The 1,436-nt window shown below is 76.3% G+C and carries 1 protein-coding gene; it reads left to right on the top strand.

The genetic code is table 11. The features are described from left to right. Positions 1-2 precede the first annotated feature (2 nt). On the top strand, positions 3-1,436 hold a 1,434-nt coding region (locus ACWJ6R_RS36265; RefSeq protein ID WP_449066534.1), incomplete at its 3' end, for a polyketide synthase dehydratase domain-containing protein.

The raw sequence follows: 1,436 nt of genomic DNA, 5'->3' as shown, positions 1-1,436 counted from the left end.
TGCTGGCGGGGTGGGAGGGGCGGGGGGTGCGGGCGCGGCGGATCGAGGTGGATTACGCGTCGCATTCGGCGCAGGTGGCGGTGATCGAGGAGGAGTTGGCGGGGTCGCTGGCGCCGGTCGCGCCGCGCGACGGCCACATCCCGTTCTTCTCCACCGTGACCGCCGACTGGATCCAGGGCGTCGAACTCGACGCCGGGTACTGGTACGCCAACCTGCGCCGGCTGGTCCGGCTGGAGCCGTCGATGCGCGCGCTGATGGAGCAGGGGCACGACGTGTTCGTGGAGTGCAGCGCCCACCCCGTGCTGACCACGGCCGTCCAGGAGACGGCGGACGCGGCCGGTCACGAGGTCACGGCCGTCGGCACGCTCCGGCGCAACGAGGGCGGCCAGCGCCGGATGTGGACGAGCGCCGCCGAGCTGTGGGTGCGCGGTGGGGAGGTCGACTGGGAGCGGATGCTCGCCCCGGCCCGCCCAGGCACCGTCGACCTGCCCACCTACGCCTTCCAGCACCGGCACTTCTGGCTCGAGGAGCGCACCGGCCAGGCCGGCGACGTCGGAGCCGCCGGCCTGGGCGCGGCGGGACACCCGCTGCTCGGCGCGGCCGTGTCCCTGGCCGACGCGGAGGGCGTCCTGCTGACCGGCCGGATCTCGCTGAAGACGCACCCGTGGCTGGCCGACCACGCGGTCAACGGCCAGGCGATCCTGCCGGGGACCGCCTTCGCCGAGCTCGCGCTGCGCGCCGGGGACGAGGTCGGCTGCGACCTCGTCGACGAGCTCACCATCCAGGCGCCGCTCACCCTGCCGGAGCAGGGAGCGGTCCAGCTCCAGCTGGCCGTCGGCGCGCCCGACGACGAAGGGCGGCGCACGCTCGCCGTCCACGCGCGGCCCGCGCACGGACTGTCCGACGACCCCTGGACCTGCCACGCCGTCGGCGTCCTGGCCACCGGGGCCGCACACCGGCCGGTGCAGGACACGGCCGCCTGGCCGCCCGAGGGCGCCCAGGCCGTGGACGTGACCGGCATGTACGACCTGCTGGCCGGAGCCGGTCTCGGCTACGGCCCGGCCTTCCAGGGGCTGCACGCCGTCTGGCGGCGCGACCAGGAGATCTTCGCCGAGGCCGCGCTGCCCGAAGGCGCCGAGGCCGGCGGGTTCGGCCTGCACCCCGCGCTCCTCGACGCGGCGCTGCACTCCATCGCGTTCCACGAGACCGGCGCGCAGAACGGGCCGCAGATGCCGTTCGCCTGGACCGGAGTGCGGCTGCACGCCACGGGAGCCACCTCGATCCGGGTCCGGCTCTCGATGCGGGAGGCCGGCCGCGCGGCGCTCAGCATCACCGACCGGACGGGCGCCCCGGTCGCCGACGTGGCGGCCCTGCTGCTGCGCCCCCTGCCCGCCGGATCCGCCGCCCCCGCCACCGGTGGGGCGCGCGACTCGCTC

The organism is Planomonospora algeriensis (assembly GCF_977012225.1).
The sequence above is the reverse complement of the archived record's forward strand: the minus strand, read 5'-3'. Positions and strand labels throughout refer to the sequence as shown.